Source organism: Nocardia sp. CC201C, assembly GCF_030010695.1.
Classification (GTDB): Bacteria; Actinomycetota; Actinomycetes; order Mycobacteriales; family Mycobacteriaceae; genus Nocardia; species Nocardia otitidiscaviarum.
The window spans coordinates 1-19,345 of sequence record NZ_JASCXP010000101.1; the positions used below are offsets into that span (position 1 = coordinate 1).

Below are 19,345 nucleotides of genomic sequence, written 5' to 3' on the forward strand. Positions count from 1 at the left end.
ACGCGTCCACCTCGCAACCGCCCGCCGGGGCGTACCAGCAGGGTCACGCATCGCGAGACGCGGGCCACGGCACGGCCGGGTGGTCCGCTGGCACCTCCGCCGCCGCGGCCGGTACCGCCGCATCGGAGGCCTCCGGCACCGCCGAGCAGGCGGGACGAGACGTGGCGAAGTGGTCGGCGACCGGTGCGCTCGAGCCCGACGTCACCATGGGGGTGGAGCCGATCGCCCAGCGGTCCGAGCCCGCGGGCCGCGTGGAGGTCATCTCGCCCGCGCAGGCCGCCTCGCATCTGCTGGCGGAGATCACCGCGACCAATCGAGCGACCCTGCGGGCCTCCACCGGCGTGCGCGGCGCGCTGAACAAGGTGGGCTTCCGCTTCGGTTTGTCACCGGCCGAGCAGCGCGCCGAGGACCGGCGCAGCCGGATCCGGCGGCAGATTCCCGGCACCTATCAGATCGCGGTGGTCAGCGTGAAGGGCGGCGTCGGCCGGACCACGACCGCGGCGACCCTGGGATCGACCTTCGCCTCCATTCGCTACGACCGCGTGGTCGCGGTCGACGCCAACCCGGACTTCAGCGATCTCGGCACCCGGACCGTCCGGCATCCGTACGGGCTCACCCTCCGCGATCTGGCGCAGGCCCGCGATCTGCGGGCCTTCTCGGCGGTGCAGGCGTACACCACCACGAACAACGCCAATCTGGTGGTGGTCGCGTCGCCGTGGGCGACCGATGCCACCCGGGCACTGAGCGGCGAAGAGTACGCGGCGGCCGTGCAGACCCTCCGGGTGCACTACAACCTGGTCCTGGTCGACTGCGGTACCGGTGTCTTCGATTCGGCGACCAACAGCGTGTTGGCCAGCAGCGACGCCGTTCTGGTTGTCACCCCGGCCACGGTCGGCGGGGTGACCGGGGCGGTGGCCACCCTCAACTGGCTCGGCTCGCACGGCCTCGAGCGCCTGGTCCACCGGTCCAGCGTGGCCATCGTGCACCAGCATCCGGTGAAGCCGAATGTCGATGTGGCGGCCATCGAGCAGCTGTTCGCGACCGCGGAACGGCCCACGTACACACTGCCTTACGACGCGCATCTGGCCGAGGGCGGCGAGATCGACCTGCGGCTGCTGGGCAGTGACACCGTCCTGGCCTTCGAGGAGCTGGCCGCGGCGCTGTCCGACGGGTTTCCGACATTCCGGGGGGCGACGCGATGACCGCCGTCGCCGCACCGGCCGCGGACGCGGCGACCTCGGCGGACGTGGCCCGGGTCCGAGTGGCGATCATGGTGGCCACCTACCAGGTGGACGTCGTGGTGCCCACCAAGTTCGCGGTGGAGACATTCATCGACGATCTGCTCGAGGTGCTGGCCGCGGCGGTCGAGGACGATGACGTCGACTTCACCCCGCCGGTCGGACAGTGGAGTCTGGCCCGACCCGGACAGCTCCCGATTCCGCGCTGGCGCAGCCTTGCCGACCACGACATCGCCGACGGCGCCGTGCTGGTGCTGACGCCGGTCGAGTCCGCGGAGGTGTTCCGGCCGATCGTCGAGGACATCACCGATGCGCTCGCCCTGATCAACGAGCGCGAGTTCGCCGAATACGACGCCGGAACGTCGGCGGTGGTCGGCTTCGGCGTGCTGGTGGCCGGTGCGACGGCGGCCGCGAGCATGTTGACGTGGGCATGGCTGCGAAGCGGATCGATCCTGTGGTGTGCGGTCCCCGCCCTACTGCTGGGCGCGGTGTTCCTGGGGGCGGCGGTCGTCGCCGGCCAGCGGTTCGCAGCACCCCGCGCCTGCTTGGGATCGGCCCTCGCCGCGCTGGTGCTGCTGTTCGCCGGCGGCGCCATGCTGGTGCCGACGGAATACGACGAAACCGGCCGATTCACCGCGGCCAACCTCGCGGCGGGCGCCGTGGTCGCCGCCGTCGCCGCGGCGACCATGATGCGCGTGACCCGGGTGGGCATCGCGACGCTGATGTCGGTGACCGCGCTCGGCATCCTCGGCGTTCTCGCGGCGCTGCCCGCGGCCTATCTGGAGCTGTCGGCGAGCCAGGTGGCGGCCGGTGCGGTGCTGGTCATCGTGATGCTGCTGGGATCGGCGCCGCGTGTGGCCGCGGTGATCGCCCGGATCCGGCCACCCGATCTGCCCGACCCGGGCAATGAGGTGGCGCCCGCGACACTCACCGACATCTTCGACGCCGAGACCGGCAACGAGAGCGAACCCGACGACCCGCAACGCCGACGCATCGAGGCCACCTTCGAATCACGGGCGCGTCTGGCGGTGACGAGCCTGCGTGGATTGGTCGTGGCGCTGTCGCTGTCGCTGTCCGTCGCCACGGTGCTGGCGGCCGCGACGCACCCCGGCAAGATCCGCGAGATCGTGCTCGCCGTGGCGGTGGCTGGAATTCTGGCGATGCGGGCCCGCTGGTATCCGGATCGCGTGCAGGCCATCGCGTTGGTGACCGGATCCGCGGTGACGGTGATCGGGCTGGGAATCGTGCTGGTCGGCGTGCACGATACGGTCGGCGTCCGGCTGCTGGTCGCGGCCCTCGTTCTGGTGGCGGCGGTGCTGGGTTGTCTCGCGGCGGTCCGGTTGCCGAATGTCCGGCTGTCCCCGGTGACCCGGCGGGTGACCGACCTGTTCGAATACCTGCTGCTGCTGATCGTGCCGATCCTGGCGTTCTGGATCATGGGCATCTATGCGGCGATGAGGGCGATCTGATGCGTACGACCGGATGCGCCGTGACGCTGGTGGCGGCCGCCCTGTTCACCGGTGCGGCGCCCGCGGCGGCCGTCGAGCCGCCACAGGTCGTCGTAGGACCGCCACCGGCGGAAGAGCCGCCGAAACCGGAGTTTCCGATGAAACAGGACAAAGGATGCGTGGCGGCCGGTATTCTTCCGGGAACCGATCCGGCGCGGCAGCCCCCCGTCGACACCGCCTTGAACTTGTCCCGAGCCAGGGAACTGAGCCGGGGCGCGGGCGTCACCGTGGCCGTGATCGATACCGGGGTGAAACCGAGCCACCGGCTGCGCGATGTCGTCGGAGGTGGGGATTATGTCGCCGACGGCGGCGAGGGACTGTCCGATTGCGACGCGCACGGCACCCTGGTGGCCGGAATCATCGCCGGCACCGCCGATCCCACGGATGGATTCATCGGCGTCGCCCCGGAGGCCCGGATCCTGTCCATTCGTTACCGGTCCGCGGCGTTCACCGCCGAGGATCCGCAGCACTTCCGACCGGGGGCCGAGGCAGCCGTGCAGGTCCGTACGCTGGCCCGCGCCATCGTGCACGCGGCCCGGCAGGGGGCGGGTGTGATCACCGTGGCGCTGCCGATATGCGTGCCGGTGCGGGAGGCGGTCGATCAGTCCCAGCTCTCGGCGGCCATCGGCTATGCCGTCCGGGTGCGTGGCGCACTGATCGTCGCCAGCGCCGGTGACACCGGCGGATCGGGATGCAACCAGCAGAATCCGGGTGTCGATCCCACCGATTCGGTGGATCCGCGCGGCTGGCGGAGGGTGCAGACCATATCCACACCCGGCTGGTTCACCCCCGAGGTGCTCACCGTCGGCGTCACCACCGCCGCCGGTGCCGCGTTGGACAGCTCGCTCGCCGGACCCTGGGTCTCGGTGGCCGCACCGGGGACCGGCATCGTATCTCTCGGTCCGGGCGGTGGCGTCGTCAGCGGGGTCGGAGATCCGGCCGCGCTGTCCGAGATCGGCGGTGCGTCCTTCGCCACCGCGTATGTCAGCGGTGTCGCCGCCCTGCTGCGGTCGCGGTTCCCGGGCGAGACACCGGCCGAGATCGCGACGCGCCTGCAAGCCAGCGCCCATTCGCCGGCTCGCGGTGTGGACAATGTGGTCGGCGCCGGGCTCATCGACCCGCTGGCGGCGCTCAGTTACCGGACACCGCCCAGCCGACCGGAGGGGCTCTTCCAGTCCGCACCGCTGGCGGTGAAACCACCCGAACGACCGCGGGACCTGCGCCCCGCGATCACCGCGACAGTGGTCATCGCCGGTGCCGTACTGCTGGGTCTCGCGGCCGGCTTCGGCCCCGGGTTCGCCGGGATCCGGCGATCCGGCACACAGTCGTCGAGGTCGCGGTGACCGTATCGTTCCGCGGCGCCGGTCCGAGCGGCACCCCGGCCCCGCGGCTACCGTTCGGCGCCGAACCCGGCCCCGTCGCCGGGGCGGTTTTCATCGCCGTCCTCATGCTGGTCGTGCTGTCCCGGACCCATCCGTGGTGGGTCGCCGCACTGGTGCTCGCGCTGTGGTCAACCGTCGTCGTGGTGCCCGTGGGCCAGCGCACCGCCTACCGCTGGTTGCGCGACTGGATCGGGTACCGTGCCGGCCGGTCGGCTCGGGCCCGCGAACTCGTGCGCCCGGAGTCGGTGGTCGACGTGCGCGTGGCCGCGGGCGTCTGCGGCATCCGGCGTGGGGGTGACACCCTGATCGCGATGATCCAGCTGGCTCCGAACCTGGATCTACCGACGATCATCGGCGCGGGCACCACCTACACCGAGGACACGGTGCCGGTGCCGGTGCTCGCCGAGATGCTCGACCAGTACGGCATCGCGATCGACATCGACATCGTGACGACTGGCCGGCGGGTTCGGTCCGTGGGAAGCTACGGCATGCTGTACGACCAGCTGATCGGCACCGACCCGGCGGTCGGGGAGCGGTTGACCTGGTTGGTGCTGCGTCTGGATGTCGAACGGAACCTCGAGCCCCTCGCCCGGCGTGGTTCGGCGGCGGCCGCGGCGCCGAAAGCGCTTGCCTCCGCGGCACATCGCATCGCGGCCCGGCTGCGCGAGATAGAGATTGCCGCTCATCCGCTGCCCGCCGAGGCCATGCAGGCGGCGACCCGGTCGCTGCACACCGGATTCGAACTGACCGATCTGCGAGAGAGCTGGCGCATGCTGGTCGGACCGGTGCCGACTCGCCACGTCACCAGCTATGAGATCGATCTCGCGCGGATCGACGATGCCCTCGATTCCTGCTGGACGTGGCACACCGGCCGGACCACCCTCACCGTGGCATTGACCAGCCGGGGCGTCCGACACGGCGGTACGGGCGCTGCCGAGGACCGCGAGGTCGAGGTGCGCGCCCTGGCGCGCTATGTCGGCCCGGGGCCGCAGGTCGGCAGACCCGGTTACCTGCATCCACTGACCGGTCGTCAAGGCGCCGCGCTCCTGGCATCGCTACCGGTCGGTGGCCGCGAACGGTGGCACCGTATCGGCCGCCCCCGCCGCGTCGATCCGGTCGTGTGGCAGGTCGGAGAACAGCTCGAGGTAGCGGCGGAACAACTGCGCATGGCCATCGGTCCCAGCGGGCAGATTCTCGGTGCGATCAGAGGGCGGGCCGAACACAATCTCGCACTGCCCCTTTACGATCCGGTGCGGTACAACCCGCGGCGGCGCACCGTCGACGTGCACGCGGAGTTGCCGATCGCCCAGCAGATCGTGCTCCGGACCGTGGCCGTCGGCGCCGATGTCGAGATCCACTCGAGCCGCCCTGGGCGGTGGCAGCACCTGGTGGACGCGGTCGGAGATCCCCGGTCGTTGCGGCTGGTCGGTGCGCACGGCCCGATCGGGGCGCGCAATGGTGCCGAGCCCGAAGTGGGCCCGGCGACCGTGGCGGTCTTCGACCAGCTCGTGCCGAGTTCCACGGCCGCGCCCACCACGATCGTCATCAGCGCACCCGGCGGACCGCGGCAGCGATCCGCCGACCTGTCCATCGATCAGACCGGCGCGGCCGCGATCGATGTCGGTATCCCGATGCACACCGTGCGGATCGATCTGATCGAGCCGATCGGCGAGGACCGGTTCCTGACCGGTGTCGACGAGTCCGCCGGTATCTCGTCCCCGGACCGGCGGGGTCCGGTACCCGAACTAGCGGGCGCCCGTTCCGCGTCCAGCTCGGATGGAAAGTAGGTCGAATATCGTGTCAGCGGAGGCGGAACCCCGAAATGGTAGCGGCGGTGAGGAACTGACGCCGCGACAGCTGGCGGCGGCGGTGTTCTCCAAGCGGCTCGCCGAACTCGTCGCGGAATCGGTCGTATCCACCGAGGACGACGGTCCGGTGCGGTCGCTGACGTTGTACTCACTGGCGCAACACCTGGAGCTGGCCTACCCGGACGTGCCGATATCGCAGTCCGGCCTGTACCGCCTCATCCACGGTGAGGCCATACCGCGCTTGGATCTGATCGTCGCGCTGGCGCGCGTATTCGATGTCGCGCCAGAGTATTTCATCACCGAGCCCAATCAGTAGCCGGTGGCGTTCTCACGCTTGGGAACGGGCGGCGACCGAGAAATCGATACGATTCGCGGCATGCCCGACGAGGAACCGGGAGATGTCTTCCTCCGCCATCGGAGCGTGGTCCTGGCCGCGCTGTTGCCGGGCTCGTCCGGGGCGAAGCCGGAGCCGGAGCCGGAGAAGGAAGTGCCCGAACCGGTTTCGACCAGCTCGGCCGCGACGCACCTGGATGCCGCGGACCGCGAGCTGGCGGAGGCGGAAACCGTTCCGGAACCACGGCGCCCCACCGGCGCGGGCAGCCCGGCGCCGGTCCGCCCGCGTTCGGCACGGCGGTCCTCGGCCAGTGAGCAGATCAACGCGCTGCTGAACGGCTCGGGACCCATCGAGCCCAGGGCACAGGGGTTCACCGATCCGGCCCGGACGTCACCGGAGCGCCGCGAGACCGAGGCCCCACCGAAACGGAAGGCGGAGCCGGTCGGCAAGGACCGGTTCGACGACCTGTTGCAGCCGACGCCCGGCGGCCGTCTCGGCGCGTTGACGCAGCGGATCGCCCCACAGCTGCGCAAACCCAAGGTACTGCTGTCCGTCGGTGCGGTGCTGGCCGTCCTGCTACTGGTCGTACTCATCACCACCGGTGGCGAGCAGCACCAGGCGGGGCAACCGCTGGTCGTGACGTCGGCGGCGCCGACGCCCGCGCCGCCGCCCGCCGAGCCGACCGAGGCGGTGAGCCGTGGGAAGCCGATCGAGGTGGTGTCGGCGACGAGCCACTGCCCGCCGGGCAGCACCGACGGTATGGATGCCTTCTCTGGTGAGGCGGGCAAGGCATGGTCGTGTGTGCGGGCCTATAACGTCGACGGCCAGGTGCTGACCATCGACCTGGGCGCAACCTATCTCGTCGAATCCATCTCGATCGTGCCCGGCTGGGACCACATCCGCGCCGACGGCGTGGACGAGTGGGCCAGGCACCGGACGGCGAGCCGGGTGTCGTACCAGTTCGACAACGAGAACTTCACCACCTACACCCAGGAGACCCTCGACCAGCGCGGCGTCGTGACCACCGAGATCAACCCGCCGGTGCGGGCATCGGAGATCATTCTGACGATTCTCGAATCGAGTGGCGATCGATCGCTGAAGGACACCGCCGTGTCCTCGATAGTGATCACCGGGAAGCAGCAGGGGTGAGTCGAGATGTCCGCGGTGACGTGCGGCTACTGCTCGCATCGCAATGACGGCGACCTCGCGCGCTGCGCATACTGCGGTGCGCCGCTGGTCGCCCCCGCCGCCGGCCCCTCGGTGGTCCCGTTGCCGAGCGAGGCATCGCCGGTCCCGGATCACCGGCATCCGGCGATCGGTGCCGCCGCCGGCCGAATCGTGCACGATGCGGAGTCCGCGTTCCGTTTCGGCGAAGCGGCTGCCCGCCGTGGCGCGGACGCCCTCCACGCTGTGGGTGCCGTCGAACGCGGTCTGGCCTCCGGGGCGAAGACCCTGACCGAGCGGAAGCGGTATTCACCGCGGCACTGGCTGCTGACCGTCGGGGGCCTGGCCGTGCTGCTGGTGTGCGGCGTGCTCGTCGCGGGCAGGTTCGCACCGCCGGTCACGCCGATCGCCGCCACGACCGCGTCAGTTCGGCTGCCCGAACCGCTGCGTGCCGCCACCTGTCGGCCCTACCACGCCGAGTCCGGCGAGCGGTGCGTGCTCGCGGCCGGCGACCCGCTACTGCGGGGCCTGTCGGCGGGCCGGGATCTGACCTTCCACGTGCGCACGCCGCCGCCCGGTACGCTCGCGGCCACCGTGGAACAGTGGCGCGCGAGTGCGCGGACGATCGTCGCCGACGGCGACGTGTTCGCGGCGGTGGGACCCTCGGCCACCGTGCGCTACGCCGACATCAGGACCGGCGTCGTTCTGGAGACCGGGGCCTTCGACGGTGACCGGAGCGCCCGGAGCTTTCTGGAGCGGTCGGGGCTGCTCGATCAGGACGGTTCGTGACGTAGCGCCGCCGTCAGATCCGCCGGATCGTCGTAGAGTTCGGCCAATTCCGCGGTGTCGTCCTCCAGATAGCGCAGCACCAGCTGGCTCACCAGCGCCACGGTCGCGCGTCCCGGAACGACGCGGGTCGCGGCCAGTTGCTCGGTGACCCTGGCCAGATCGTCCGGGGTGCGCTCGGACTGCTGGAAACGGGCCCAGCCCATCCGGTGGAAGAGGTCGACGTGCCGGCGCGCGATGCGGTCGCAGTCGGCATAGAGATTCTCCAGCTCGTCGACGACCTCGCTCAGCGGCAGCCCGGCCTCGGTGAGTCGACTGCCGATGGTGATCAGCCGAGGATTGGCGATCCGATAGGTGACGGCGTCGACGGGTTGGTAGAGCCCGATGGCGACGATTCGGGCGAGGCCGTCGGGAACGTCGCGGTACCGCTCCTGTAGTTCGGCGGCCGAGATGGTCTCATTGGGGAATTTGCCGGATCGGGCGGTCGTCTCGTCGATGACGCCGAGCACGTCGGAGAGCCCGTCGCCGCGGTCCCAAGCCTTCAGCAGTTCCTTGATACCGCTCAGCTTGATCCCTCGGTTGAGCAGGCGGCTGATGGTGCGCACCCGGCTCAGATGCTCCGGGCTGTAGTAGCCGGTTCGGCCCTTCACCATCGGTGGGGGAAGAATGCCACGCTCGTGATAGACACGCAGGCTGCGGACGGTGGTGCCAGCTTCCCGCGCCAACTCGTCGATCGTGTACTTCGCCTCGACTGCCATCCTTCAAGGAAACCACAGTGGCATTTCCTTGAAAATAGAACGACACGATATTCAGCGGTACGTCAGGAAGTGTCACACCGAAGTTCAGACCGGTTGGGTCAACGGTCGGCGGATCGCGTGCCGCACGCACCGCAGAACCGGGCGTCGGGCGGCAGCGCGGCCCCGCAGCCGGTGCACGACCGCTCGGTGCTCATCCGCTCGCCGCAGCTGGTGCAGAACGCCGTCGATGCCGGGTGCACGGCCCGGCACCGTGGGCACGTGGAACCCGAATGCCCACGGTCCGCCGTATTTCCGGAAGCACTGTACCGGGGCCTCGCCGCGAGTTGCGGGTGGACGGCGCTCAGGCCGAGCCCGGCGCCGAGGAAGGCTCCGCCGAGAGCGGCGTCGCCGCCGTGCGCCATGCCCTGACCGGCCCCGATCGCCAGCTCACCCGCCGCGTACTGCCCGAAGTCGCCCACCAGCTCGAGGTATCTGGTGTCCTTGGCCAGCCGCTTGAGCCGATCGGCATCCTCGGGTGCCAGGTTGATGTCGAAGTTGCCCATGCGGGTGATCAGCAGCCCATACCTGCGCAGCTGCCGGTTCGTCACCGCCAGCACGTCGGTGTCGATCTCGGGCATGTGCGCCGAGAGACCGAGCACCGGCCACCGGCCATTGGTGATCCCGGATGTCACCGCGATCTTCATCGAGCGCAGCAGCAGGTCCGAGCACCACGCGGTGACCTGGTCGGGGTCGGCCAGGTCGACGGTGCCGATCAGCCCCGTGACCAGGGCGGCCGGGTCCTGGACGGTCAGCGCGTACTCGCCGAAGACGCGCAGGGTGACGATCTGCTCGCTGCGGGGATCCAGGATGTCGTCGAGCCGGCCGCCGAACCTGTTGCCCGGGAACTCCCTGGTTCCCACGAAATACAGCTCCGCACGGTAGGCGTTGCCGCCGGTGACGGCGTCCAGCAGGGCGCCCAGGCCCGGCAGTTCGGTGGCGTCGACCCGGTGCCGACCGGGGGTCATCAGACCCGCGACCTGTCCGGTGTGCACGAACAGCGCGACCTCGCCGGAGTTCACGATCACGCGGGAGAAGCGCCGGATGTTGACGTCCGGCCACTTGTACACCAACTGGTTCTTGCGGCTGTCGGGAACAGCGATGAATTCCCGCTCGAACCAGGCCATGTCGTCGAGGATACGGTCGCTTCCCGGGCTGTCCGAGCGCCGTATTCCCACGGTGGGGAAGGGGCGCGTGGCACATCGGTGACCGGGCGCGCAGAATGCCGAGGCACACGCCGCCGAGGCAGACCGGGAGAGGGCCGAATGCTGGACCACGGCACCGAATCCGCACCAGAGCTGTCCACCACCGGGTTGGTCGCCGCGCTCGACGATGCCGGGCTCGGTGCCGGACGCGGCCCGCGTTCGCGGCCCAGCGTCCGCCGACTGGGTGGGGGCTGGGTGGAACTGCCGCCCGCCGAGCCGATCGATCCGCGTACCGCGGTCCTCGCCGAACCGGTTGTCCGAGAAGAGAAACGGTTCTGCTGGCGGTGTGACGAGCCGGTCGGCCGTTCCACGCCGGCCGTGCCCGCCACGGCATCGGGCGAATGCGAGATCTGTGACGCGCCATTCGATTTCCGGCCCGCGCTGGCGGAGGGCGATCTGGTCGCGGACCAATACGAGGTGCAGGGCTGCCTCGCCCACGGCGGTATGGGCTGGGTGTATCTCGCGATCGACCGCAATGTCAGTGATCGATGGGTGGTGCTGAAAGGGCTGATGACCTACGGCGACTTCGAGGCCCATGCGGTCGCCGTCGCCGAGCGGCAGTTCCTGGCCGAGGTGTCGCACCCCAATATCGTGAAGATCTACAACTTCGTTCAGCATCAGCCCCCGCACGGGCAGCCGTGCGGCTACATCGTGATGGAGTACGCCGACGGCCGATCTCTGGACGACATCCTGCACGCGGCCGCCCCGCATCGGCTCTCGGTCGCCGAGGCCATCGCCTTCGTCCTGGAAATCGTTCCGGCGCTGGAGTATCTGCACTCCAACGGCCTCGCCTACAACGACCTGAAGCCCGGCAACATCATGGTCGGGGAACGGGTCAAGCTCATCGACCTCGGTGCGGTGGCGGCCATGGATTCGGCCGGATATCTCTACGGCACACCGGGTTTCCAGGCCCCGGAGCTCACCAGCACCGGGCCCACGGTCGCCTCCGACATCTACACGGTCGGCCGGACCCTGGCCGCGCTGACCCTCGATCCAGCCCGCCGGGCGCGCGGTGGCAACGACGATCTGCCCACCCCGATCGAGCAGCCGGTGCTGCGCCGCTACGAGGCGTTCTACCGGCTGCTGCTGCGGGCGACCGATCCCGATCCGGCACTGCGGTTTCCGACCATGCAGGCACTGCACACGCAGCTGACCGGCGTGCTCGCCACCGTGCTCGCGACCGACACCGGCGAGGAGTACCCGCAGGCGTCGACCCTGTTCAGCGCGCAGCGCACCAGTTTCGGGACCACGGCGCTGATCGCGCCGACCGACAGCCTCGCCGACGGCGTGTACCGGCACGGGACCCTGGACGCGTCCAGTGTGGTCGCGGCGCTGCCGGTGCCGCTGACCGATGTCGACGATCCGAGCGTGAATCTGTCGTCGCGGTCGCTGCCCAGTGATCCGCAGCAGGTGCTCGACACGCTGCGGATGGTCGCGGAGTGGTCGCAGGCCGGCAAGATCGACACCCCGGCCTCGTACGAACTGGAGGGCGCACTGGCAGAGGTGCGTGCGTATCTGGATATGGGCGATCCGGTCGCCGCCAGGCAGCGGCTGGACCGGATCGCGTCCGACAGTCGCGCGGACTGGCGTATCGCCTGGTACCGGGGTGTCGCGGCCTTACTGGCGGAGGACTTCGACGAAGCATTCACCCGATTCGACACGGTGCACACCAGGGTGCCGGGGGAGCTCACGCCCTCTCTGGCTCTGGCCGCGACTGCTGAACTCCTTCTGCAGGAACGGATTTCGCGGTCGGAGACCGAACCCGCCGATGATCACGCCGGGCGCTGGCACGAGGTGGCGCTGCGGTATTACACGATCGTCTGGCGCACCAACCGCAGCGCGGTCAGCGCCGCTTTCGGCATGGCCCGCCGCTTGGCGGCCGCCCGCGATCCCCTCGCGGCGGTAGCGGTCCTGGACGAAGTGGCACGGACTTCGAGCCTGCACGCGCTGGCCCGGATGACCGGCTGCGTGCTGCTGGTGTCCCGGCCGCCGGCCGAGCTCGAGGAGTCCGACCTGCACGCCGCCGCGACTCGGGTGCGGGAGTTGCCCGCGGACGAACCGCGCGCGCAGCAGATGCGCGTGCTGGTGTTGAACGCCGCACTGATGTGGCTGACCACGCGGCGCGGTCCGGAGCGCCCGCAGACGACGCTGCTGGGTGTGCCGTTCACCGAGGACGGCGTGCGCCACGGCGTCTCGGAGTCCCTGCGACTGCTCGCGCGCAAATGCGACGACCGGATGCACCGCTACCATCTGGTCGACCTGGCCAACCAGGTGCGACCGCGCACCTGGTGGTAGTGCTGGGTGAACCGATGACACGCCTGATCGACTACACCTTCGACGGAACCTGGCTGACCTATGTCGACGAGCGACAGCTGTCGGCGCAGCTGCGGCAGCGGCTCGAGCAGCGGCGCGCCGCGGGATATCCGCCGGTCCATCAAGGGATCACCGGGGGCGGCGATCCCGTCGTTGTGCTGGGTGCCGCCGGTGTACTCGGGGCGGGTGCGCTGCTGCTGCTCCTCATCGGCACGGGACCGCCGTGGCTGTGGGGCCTCGTGCTCGCCGCGGCGGTCGTCGCCGCCGGTGCGACGCTGCGCCGCACCGCGCGTTCCACCGTATCGCTGACCGCGAGTGACCGGCGCGCCGTGGCCGCCGCGACCAGGCGGTTGTATGTGCCCGATCCGAGCGATGATCGGGGGCTGCGCGGCGATCCGATCGAGGCGTTCCCGGTTCCCGAACTCATCGCGCGCGCCGTGGAATTGCGGGACAGCATCGCCGATTCGCCCGCCTGGCAGAGCGGCTACCTGATGTCGCATCGTCTGCGGCTGGACCTGGACGCCGAGCTCGACGCGATCATCCAGCACGCATTGCGGGTGGAGTGCGCGTCCAGGCCGCTCACCGACGTCGTCGGCGATTCCACGACCGCGACGACGGCGCGGCAGGCCACCGAGAACGCGCACGCGGCCCTGGCTCGGGTGTGGACCGGTCTGGTCGCTCGGGTGAGCGCATTGACCGCCTACCGCGCGCATCTGGCGGAACTCCAGGCCGAATTGACCAATGCCGAGATCGCCGAGCGCACGGTCGGGGTGGGCCTCGACATCACCGCGCTGCTGGCGGTCGCGACCGACGCGGAACTGGCGGCCGACCACATCGATGGTCTGCGGGTGGAGGTTCGGGCGACGGCGCTGGCCATCAACGAGATCGTCGAGACACTGAACGGCGACCTGAACACGCTGGCCGCGCTCTCGGCGCCGCGTGCCTGAACCGATGAACCGAGGACGAACAGGCGAACAGCTGGATTGGAGCACAAACAATGACGGTTCTGGCGTTGGAGATCGGCCCGACCCGGTTCGCGGCCGGTCGGGTGGCACCGGACGGGAAGGTGCAGGACGTCCGGGCGATCCCGGTGACCTCGCGCGCGCCCTGGAACAGCTGCCGCGATCTGCTGGGCGAGGTGGCCGCCGGCGGTGATGTCACCAGTCTGGGCATCGGCACCACCGGGCCGATCGATATGGCCGCCGGGGTGGCGGCCCCGCCCGATATCGCGGAATGGCAGGTTGGCTTCGGCCTGGTCGAGGCCGCGCGTAAGCAATTCCCGTCGGCCACCGTGGGAATGGCGCTCGACGGCGTCTGCGCCGCGCTGGCCGAACAGCGCCACGGCCTGCTGCGCGGTGTTCCGGACGCACTGGTCGTGTCGGTGTCCTCTCGGATCAGCGGCGGCATCGTTGTCGGTGGTTTCGTGGCGGTGGGACGTACCGGAAACGCGGGCAATATCGGTCATATGGTGATGTCCGGCTACGACGATCTCTGCGACTGCGGCGCCCGGGGGTGTGTGCAGGCCATCGCCAGCACGTCCGCGGCCGTGCGCTGGGCCGAGAAGCGCGGCTGGCAGGGGGACGGTTTCGCGGCGCTCATCGCCGCGGCCGGCGCGGGTGACGCCACTGCCGGTGCGGCGGTGGAGCGCATGGGAACCGTTCTGGGACAGGCGTTGTCGTCGGTGGCGGCACTGTTCGACGTCGACCGCGTGGTGGTCGGCGGCGAGGCCGCGACGGCAGGTCCCGCGCTCTGGAAGTCACTGGGTGCGGCGGTAGGCGCGCATGCGCGGATCGGATTCCTGTCCGGCCTGCGGGTGATGCCCTCACAGTTGGGCGATACGGCGGTGCTGACCGGTGCCGGATTGCTCGCACTACCGCCGGATGGACAGTAGCGGCAGCGCAGCGGCGCTGTTGCAAGAGCGCAGCGGCGCTGTTGTAAGCCAGCACAGCTGCCGCGGTCTGCGGGGACGACAGCCGTGCTGGCAAGGCCGGTGGTGATGAGGGGAACCACCGCCCGATATCCATCTTAACCACATATGGTGGTTCAATCAATAACGTGCACTCAAACAGTGGCAAGAAAATCGCCGACACGACTGTCACCGGTCCTGGAACCACCGCGGAGACATCGACCGAGTCGTCACGGGTCTGGTCCCGCAACGAGTGGGATCCGTTGGAGGAGATCATCGTCGGGGTCGCCGTCGGTACCGTCTTCCCCGTGGAGGCGCGGCGAATGGTCGAGGCCACCATGCCGCGCCGGTACTGGCAGCTGTTCGAGACGGCCCGCCCGTTCCCCGCCCGTATCATCGCCGCTGCACAGGCCGAGCTGGACAATCTCGACAGGGTGCTGACCGACGCCGGTGTCGTCGTCCAGCGCCCCACCTGGGTCGATCCGGCGAGCCTGGACGGCTACACCTCGGCACTGCCCCGCGACTCGCTCCTGGTCGTCGGCTCGACCATCATCGAAGCGCCGACGGCCTGGCGGTCTCGGCGCGGTGAGGTACTGGCGTATCGCCCTCTCCTGCAGCACTATCACGAGTCGGGCGCGCGGTGGGTGTCGGCGCCGCGGGTGCTCGACCACGACCGCCTGCTCGACGGTGCGCCCGACGCCCGGTGGGCGATCAACGACACCCAGCCCGCCTTCGCCGCCACGGACTTCCTGCGCTTCGGCCGCGATATCGTCGCGCAGCGCAGCCACGTCACCAACCGGGCCGGTATCGACTGGCTGCGCAGGCACCTCGGCGACACCTACCGAATCCACATACTCGACAGCGACGATCCGCACGCCATGCGGTTGGACCGCACGATCATGCCGTTGCGTCCCGGAACCCTGCTGTTCGATCCCGACCGGGTCGACACGGACTGCCTGCGGCGCTGCATGTTCGCCGAATGGGATCTCGTCCCGGCGCCGCGCACCACGCCTCGGGAGTGGCCGCCGCTGTATATGGCCGACGCGGGAGCGCAGATGGATGTTCTGGTGATCGACCGGGAACGAGTGGTGGTGGAGGCGCAGGACAACCAGGTCGCCGACCTACTGGCCGACCTGGGTTTCGACCCGATCCGCTGCCCGTTCCGCAATGTGCGGAGCATTGGCGGCTCATTCCACTGCGCCACCACGGACATTCGGCGTCGCGGCGTCCCAGACTCCCCTGGAAGCTGACTTCCGGTCGAGTTCCCGGCGCTGGGAATCCGGGAGAATTCCACTGTGCCGAGCGGGAATCGAGTCCGCACCGGGCTCGAGGAAGGCATGTTCGAGGAAGGACGGACACGACGTTGCGCAGCCGCGGGAATCACGAATCGCGAGCGACAACGCTGGGTTGGTCGCCACCGGCTCGCCTCCGCCGCCTGGTGGTGGCGTTCGTCTCCGCGGCGGTGTGTGGCACGGCGGGCACCCTGTTTCCCGCGTCGACCGCGCATGCCACCGATCCGGCCGTCGTGGTGCACCCCGGGCTGGCGATTCGGACCATGAGCGAGGAGGACGGCAAGGTCGTCGGTTTCCAATGCACTGTCGGGTTGACCGGATTCGTCGGAAAGGCGCGCTACGCCGTCACGGCCGGGCACTGTCGGCGGCCGGGGGTCGTCACCGATGCCGACGGCAATCCGATCGGCTGGTACGAGTCGTATCGACCCGATCGCGGACTCACCCTGGGGTTCGGGCTGATTCGCCTGTACGAGGGGGTCGGTGTATCCGCGTCCATGGGCGCCTTCGGTCTCAGCTCCATCGACATGGACCCGCGCCGCGGCCAGCAGGTCTGCAAGATCGGCGCCAGCACCGGCTGGAACTGCGGCACCATCACCAAGGTCGAGGACGGCGTCATCTACACCACCCGGGACCTCTGGTTCGAACACGGCGACTCGGGCGGTGTCGTATACCGCCAAACCTCCGACGGCCACGCGGCTTTCGTCGGCATCGCGATGGCATACGTCAACGACCGCGACCGCGAGGCGATAGTCGAACCGGCCAGCTGGCTCTTCGACCAGATCCAGCGCTACGGCCCGACCGCGAACGAGCCGTTCAAGTGGTACCGGGTGCACTGAGAACGGCGAGTCGAGTTCGGCTCCCTTGCTGCCATCGCGCGGCTCTTCCCAGCTCCGGGGATGCGCGAGACTGGAACGGTCGGGAGAGTCGGGGCCGGACGGCGGTGCCGACGAGTCGATCGAGGAGCTGAGCATGCTGATGATCGTGCGCGCGCCGGCCACGGGCTCGTCCGGATCCGAGAGTCGGGTGCCGACATGGTGGTGAACGGCCAGAACGCGGCGGTGGCGCACTATCGAGGCTGGACCGTCGAGCTGCCGCATCCGCGCGGTGGGTCCGCGGGGCTCGATTCGGTGATCGACGCGGCTGAGCGGGCCATCCAGCTCTCGGTGGACCTGTTCGGGTCCGGGGCGGGAGCGCAGGCACCGGATCTGGTGGAGAAGTTGGCGGAGCGGGGACTGGTCGACGATTCCGGGAATCAGTCGGTCATGGCGGACGATTACGCCTCGAACAAGGACGAGATCGACGCGATCGCGGCCGAACTGCACCGGCAGAACAAGGAAGTGGACACGTCCGCCTACGCGACCTCCACCAAGACCAGTTCGGCGATGTCCGATATCGATCACGAGGTGGACGGACTGAAGTCGACCCTCGCCGCCGAAGGACCCGCCCCGGGCGAGGAGCGTCTGTCGGTGGCGGCCGAAGCTCGGCTCCTGAGTGCCATTCTGCGGACCGTCGACGCCGTCTCCGACATCATCGAGTCCGCGTCGGACGGAGTCGCGGAAGAGGCTGAGCGAATCACCTATTCGTCGCCGACCTACGGGGCGCCGACACTGCCGATGATGATGAATACCGGCGGCTACGGCGGCTACGCCCCCGCCGGGAATGATTCCGGCGGTGGTGGATACGTACAGACGGTGGGTGCCGAGGCGATTCCCGAAGGGCAGCGCGCCCGGGTGGACGAGATGTATCAGCGGCTACTCGACAACGGCTTCACACCGGCGCAGGCGGCGGGCATCCTGGGTAATCTCCAGGCGGAGTCGGGTTTTCGCACCGATGCCTGGAACGCGGGGGAGGCATCCCTGGGCTTGGCGCAGTGGCGAGGCGACCGGCTGGAGGGTCTCGAGCGATTCGCGGCCGCGCGCGGCGGTTCGGTCACCGATTGGCGTATCCAGATCGATTACATCTCGCATGAGCTCCAGAACAAGGAATCGGCTGCCTACGCGCATCTTCGGAATGCGCGGACACCCGGTGAGGCTGCCGCGGTATTCGACCAGTACTACGAGCGCAGCGACGGTTCGGCGCGTGCGAAGCGCATTGCCAACGCGAACAGCATCGCGGGTGCCATGACGACCAGCGTCTCGGTCTGATCCGCGGGCGCCGTGTAATCCGGTTCGGTGTCACAGTATTCGGTGACGCCGGCCCTGCCGCACCTGGTTCGCGGGCTTGGGCCGGCGTCAGCGATTCAATGCCTGTCGCGTTCCAAAGAGCCTTGGTAGGAAGGGATTTGGCCCTCCAAACGCTCATGCAGCGATCGCGCTACCAGTTCCGCGGTGGCCGCGATCGCCAGCTGCCGGGCGTGCTCCACGGCCCGCTCCTGTCCTTCCCCGTCGGCGTCGACGGATGCCGGCCGGTGCTCGGCGAGTCGGCGGACGATCTCGGCCTGCCGGGCGGCGACCCGGCTGCAATCGGCATGCAGGCGGATGAGCGGCCGGAATATCTCGTCGGCGGGAAGTCCGGCGTCGATCAGCCCGGCTGCCAGGGCGTGCAGTTTGGGATGGGTGGCCTGTAGCGCGCTGACATCCGGTCCGGTCTCGCCGGTCGTGCGCAGCTGTTGCAGCGTTGTCGCCAATCGGCTGTCGTCGTCGGTGGATCGGCGGTATGCGGTGCCGCCCGCGAGGGCATTGCTCCGTATCTGGAGGACCTCATCGAGTCCTTCGCCGCGATCCCAGGCGTCGAGGAGCTCTTTGATACCGGTCAATTTCATGCCCTTGCGCAGCAGCTGGCCGATGGTCTGCAGCCGGACCAGGTGCTCCGGTCGGTAGTAGCCGATCCGGCCGCGGACCTGCGGGGCCGGTAGCAAACCGCGCTCATGGTAGACGCGCACGCTGCGCACGGTGGTGTGGGCGGCACGGGCCAGTGCATCGATGGTGAATTCGGACTCCGTCGTCATACGACAAGGAAACCACATCGGATAGAGGTACACTAGGCAATGTGCCGCTAAATGGCGGGACGCTAAGGGTTGCTCGGCGGCTCGGCGTTGGGCTACTGTTCACGAACAGCTCATCCGCAGCTGGTTTCCGGGGACTGTTGAGCAGCCCTGATGAGGACTTGCGCTTACTCGCGCGCCACGGGGAAGGCATCGCCCGATGCTCCCCGGCGTACCCGGAGACTTGCCATGACTGTTACGCAGAATCGCTCACTGGACCGAGATACCCACGCGGAGAACACATCGATACCGCGTCCGCCGTGCGCTGAGCATCCCGACGGCTGGGACCTGGACACCGGCACGCCGGACGCCTGGCGCCAAGCCGTAGCGGCCTGCCACGCGTGCCCGCTGTTCGTCCAGTGTCAACGGATGGCGACCGCCCTGGTCGAAGCCGGTGAAGGGCCACGGGCCATGATCTGGGCGGGAGTCGGCTACGACAACTCCGGAAGGGTCATCCCGAATCTGGATCGGCACCGCATCGCGCCGGTCGATCGCCAACGTCCCACCAGGATCGTTCGTACGCAGGCGGTGTGCAAGAAGGGTTCCGGCGAGCCGCTGACCACGGCACGGGCCGCGTCGATGACGCCGCGGGGCGGAATTCAGCGGCAGATCGTGCTCGGCCGCAGCGTGAT

Annotated in this window: 17 protein-coding genes; 14 read left to right on the forward strand and 3 right to left on the reverse strand. The window is 69.3% G+C overall.

Annotated features, from left to right (window positions below; all coding sequences use genetic code 11):
• The 7 genes from QK444_RS13420 to QK444_RS13450 all read left to right on the forward strand — a co-directional run.
• Window positions 1-1,202, forward strand: a 1,202-nt coding sequence (locus QK444_RS13420) for a MinD/ParA family protein (protein WP_349239525.1), incomplete at its 5' end; no start/stop codon positions are given.
• A complete protein-coding gene (gene eccD, locus QK444_RS13425) occupies window positions 1,199-2,707 on the forward strand; it encodes a type VII secretion integral membrane protein EccD (RefSeq protein ID WP_282780223.1) in 1,509 nt (502 codons plus the stop codon). The genes QK444_RS13420 and eccD, both read left to right, overlap by 4 nt.
• Complete coding sequence (gene mycP / locus QK444_RS13430; RefSeq protein WP_282780225.1) at window positions 2,707-4,089, forward strand: type VII secretion-associated serine protease mycosin; 1,383 nt, start codon at window positions 2,707-2,709, stop codon at window positions 4,087-4,089. The genes eccD and mycP overlap by 1 nt, the downstream gene beginning before the upstream one ends.
• On the forward strand, window positions 4,086-5,915 hold the full coding sequence (eccE, locus tag QK444_RS13435; RefSeq protein ID WP_282780227.1) for a type VII secretion protein EccE: 1,830 nt from the start codon (window positions 4,086-4,088) through the stop codon (window positions 5,913-5,915). Before mycP ends, eccE begins: the two co-directional genes overlap by 4 nt.
• 10 nt (window positions 5,916-5,925) lie before the next feature.
• Window positions 5,926-6,252, forward strand: coding sequence for a helix-turn-helix transcriptional regulator (locus QK444_RS13440; protein ID WP_282780229.1), 327 nt, complete (start codon window positions 5,926-5,928; stop codon window positions 6,250-6,252).
• Between the two features lie 60 nt (window positions 6,253-6,312).
• Entirely contained in the window at window positions 6,313-7,419 is a 1,107-nt protein-coding gene (locus tag QK444_RS13445; protein WP_282780230.1) for a discoidin domain-containing protein, read from the forward strand.
• 6 nt (window positions 7,420-7,425) lie between these two features.
• On the forward strand, window positions 7,426-8,223 hold the full coding sequence (locus QK444_RS13450) for a hypothetical protein (RefSeq protein WP_282780231.1): 798 nt from the start codon (window positions 7,426-7,428) through the stop codon (window positions 8,221-8,223).
• Here QK444_RS13450 and QK444_RS13455 read toward each other — a convergent pair.
• Together QK444_RS13455 and QK444_RS13460 are read right to left on the reverse strand one after the other, a co-directional pair.
• A complete protein-coding gene (locus tag QK444_RS13455; protein WP_051037977.1) occupies window positions 8,208-8,978 on the reverse strand; it encodes a MerR family transcriptional regulator in 771 nt (256 codons plus the stop codon). The two genes, QK444_RS13450 and QK444_RS13455, sit on opposite strands and share 16 nt — an antisense overlap.
• Before the next feature lie 98 nt (window positions 8,979-9,076).
• Window positions 9,077-10,141, reverse strand: a complete 1,065-nt coding sequence (locus QK444_RS13460; RefSeq protein WP_282780234.1) for an SPFH domain-containing protein — start codon at window positions 10,139-10,141, stop codon at window positions 9,077-9,079.
• 138 nt (window positions 10,142-10,279) lie between these two features.
• Between QK444_RS13460 and QK444_RS13465 the strand changes: the two genes are divergently transcribed.
• The 6 genes from QK444_RS13465 (at window position 10,280) to QK444_RS13490 (ending at window position 17,874) form a co-directional block, all read left to right on the forward strand.
• The gene (locus tag QK444_RS13465) at window positions 10,280-12,514 is read left to right on the forward strand and encodes a serine/threonine-protein kinase (RefSeq protein ID WP_282780236.1); all 2,235 of its coding nucleotides are present in this window, start codon (window positions 10,280-10,282) and stop codon (window positions 12,512-12,514) included.
• A 14-nt stretch (window positions 12,515-12,528) separates the two neighbouring features.
• Entirely contained in the window at window positions 12,529-13,479 is a 951-nt protein-coding gene (locus tag QK444_RS13470) for a hypothetical protein (RefSeq protein WP_282780238.1), read from the forward strand.
• Between the two features lie 50 nt (window positions 13,480-13,529).
• The gene (locus QK444_RS13475; protein ID WP_282780240.1) at window positions 13,530-14,423 is read left to right on the forward strand and encodes an ROK family protein; all 894 of its coding nucleotides are present in this window, start codon (window positions 13,530-13,532) and stop codon (window positions 14,421-14,423) included.
• 164 nt (window positions 14,424-14,587) lie between these two features.
• Entirely contained in the window at window positions 14,588-15,688 is a 1,101-nt protein-coding gene (locus tag QK444_RS13480; protein ID WP_282780242.1) for a hypothetical protein, read from the forward strand.
• 188 nt (window positions 15,689-15,876) lie between these two features.
• The gene (locus tag QK444_RS13485) at window positions 15,877-16,566 is read left to right on the forward strand and encodes a hypothetical protein (protein WP_282780244.1); all 690 of its coding nucleotides are present in this window, start codon (window positions 15,877-15,879) and stop codon (window positions 16,564-16,566) included.
• A gap of 195 nt (window positions 16,567-16,761) precedes the next feature.
• Entirely contained in the window at window positions 16,762-17,874 is a 1,113-nt protein-coding gene (locus QK444_RS13490; RefSeq protein WP_282780246.1) for a phage tail tip lysozyme, read from the forward strand.
• A 95-nt stretch (window positions 17,875-17,969) separates the two neighbouring features.
• On the opposite strand, the gene QK444_RS13495 is transcribed toward QK444_RS13490, so the two are convergent.
• Complete coding sequence (locus tag QK444_RS13495) at window positions 17,970-18,677, reverse strand: MerR family transcriptional regulator (protein ID WP_282780247.1); 708 nt, start codon at window positions 18,675-18,677, stop codon at window positions 17,970-17,972.
• 405 nt (window positions 18,678-19,082) lie between these two features.
• On the opposite strand from QK444_RS13495, the gene QK444_RS13500 reads away from it, so the two are divergent.
• A partial coding sequence (locus tag QK444_RS13500; RefSeq protein WP_282780249.1) for a hypothetical protein occupies window positions 19,083-19,345 on the forward strand: 263 nt, incomplete at its 3' end.

Excerpts from the sequence above, each read along its gene's own strand:
- QK444_RS13450 (WP_282780231.1), top strand. The coding sequence starts at position 7,426 with ATGTCCGCGGTGACGTGCGGCTACTGCTCGCATCGCAATGACGGCGAC.
- eccD (WP_282780223.1), top strand. The coding sequence starts at position 1,199 with ATGACCGCCGTCGCCGCACCGGCCGCGGACGCGGCGACCTCGGCGGAC.
- QK444_RS13470 (WP_282780238.1), top strand. The coding sequence starts at position 12,529 with ATGACACGCCTGATCGACTACACCTTCGACGGAACCTGGCTGACCTAT.
- QK444_RS13495 (WP_282780247.1), bottom strand. The coding sequence starts at position 18,677 with ATGACGACGGAGTCCGAATTCACCATCGATGCACTGGCCCGTGCCGCC.
- QK444_RS13445 (WP_282780230.1), top strand. The coding sequence starts at position 6,313 with ATGCCCGACGAGGAACCGGGAGATGTCTTCCTCCGCCATCGGAGCGTG.
- QK444_RS13460 (WP_282780234.1), bottom strand. The coding sequence starts at position 10,141 with ATGGCCTGGTTCGAGCGGGAATTCATCGCTGTTCCCGACAGCCGCAAG.
- QK444_RS13490 (WP_282780246.1), top strand. The coding sequence starts at position 16,762 with ATGGTGGTGAACGGCCAGAACGCGGCGGTGGCGCACTATCGAGGCTGG.
- mycP (WP_282780225.1), top strand. The coding sequence starts at position 2,707 with ATGCGTACGACCGGATGCGCCGTGACGCTGGTGGCGGCCGCCCTGTTC.
- QK444_RS13455 (WP_051037977.1), bottom strand. The coding sequence starts at position 8,978 with ATGGCAGTCGAGGCGAAGTACACGATCGACGAGTTGGCGCGGGAAGCT.
- QK444_RS13475 (WP_282780240.1), top strand. The coding sequence starts at position 13,530 with ATGACGGTTCTGGCGTTGGAGATCGGCCCGACCCGGTTCGCGGCCGGT.
- QK444_RS13465 (WP_282780236.1), top strand. The coding sequence starts at position 10,280 with ATGCTGGACCACGGCACCGAATCCGCACCAGAGCTGTCCACCACCGGG.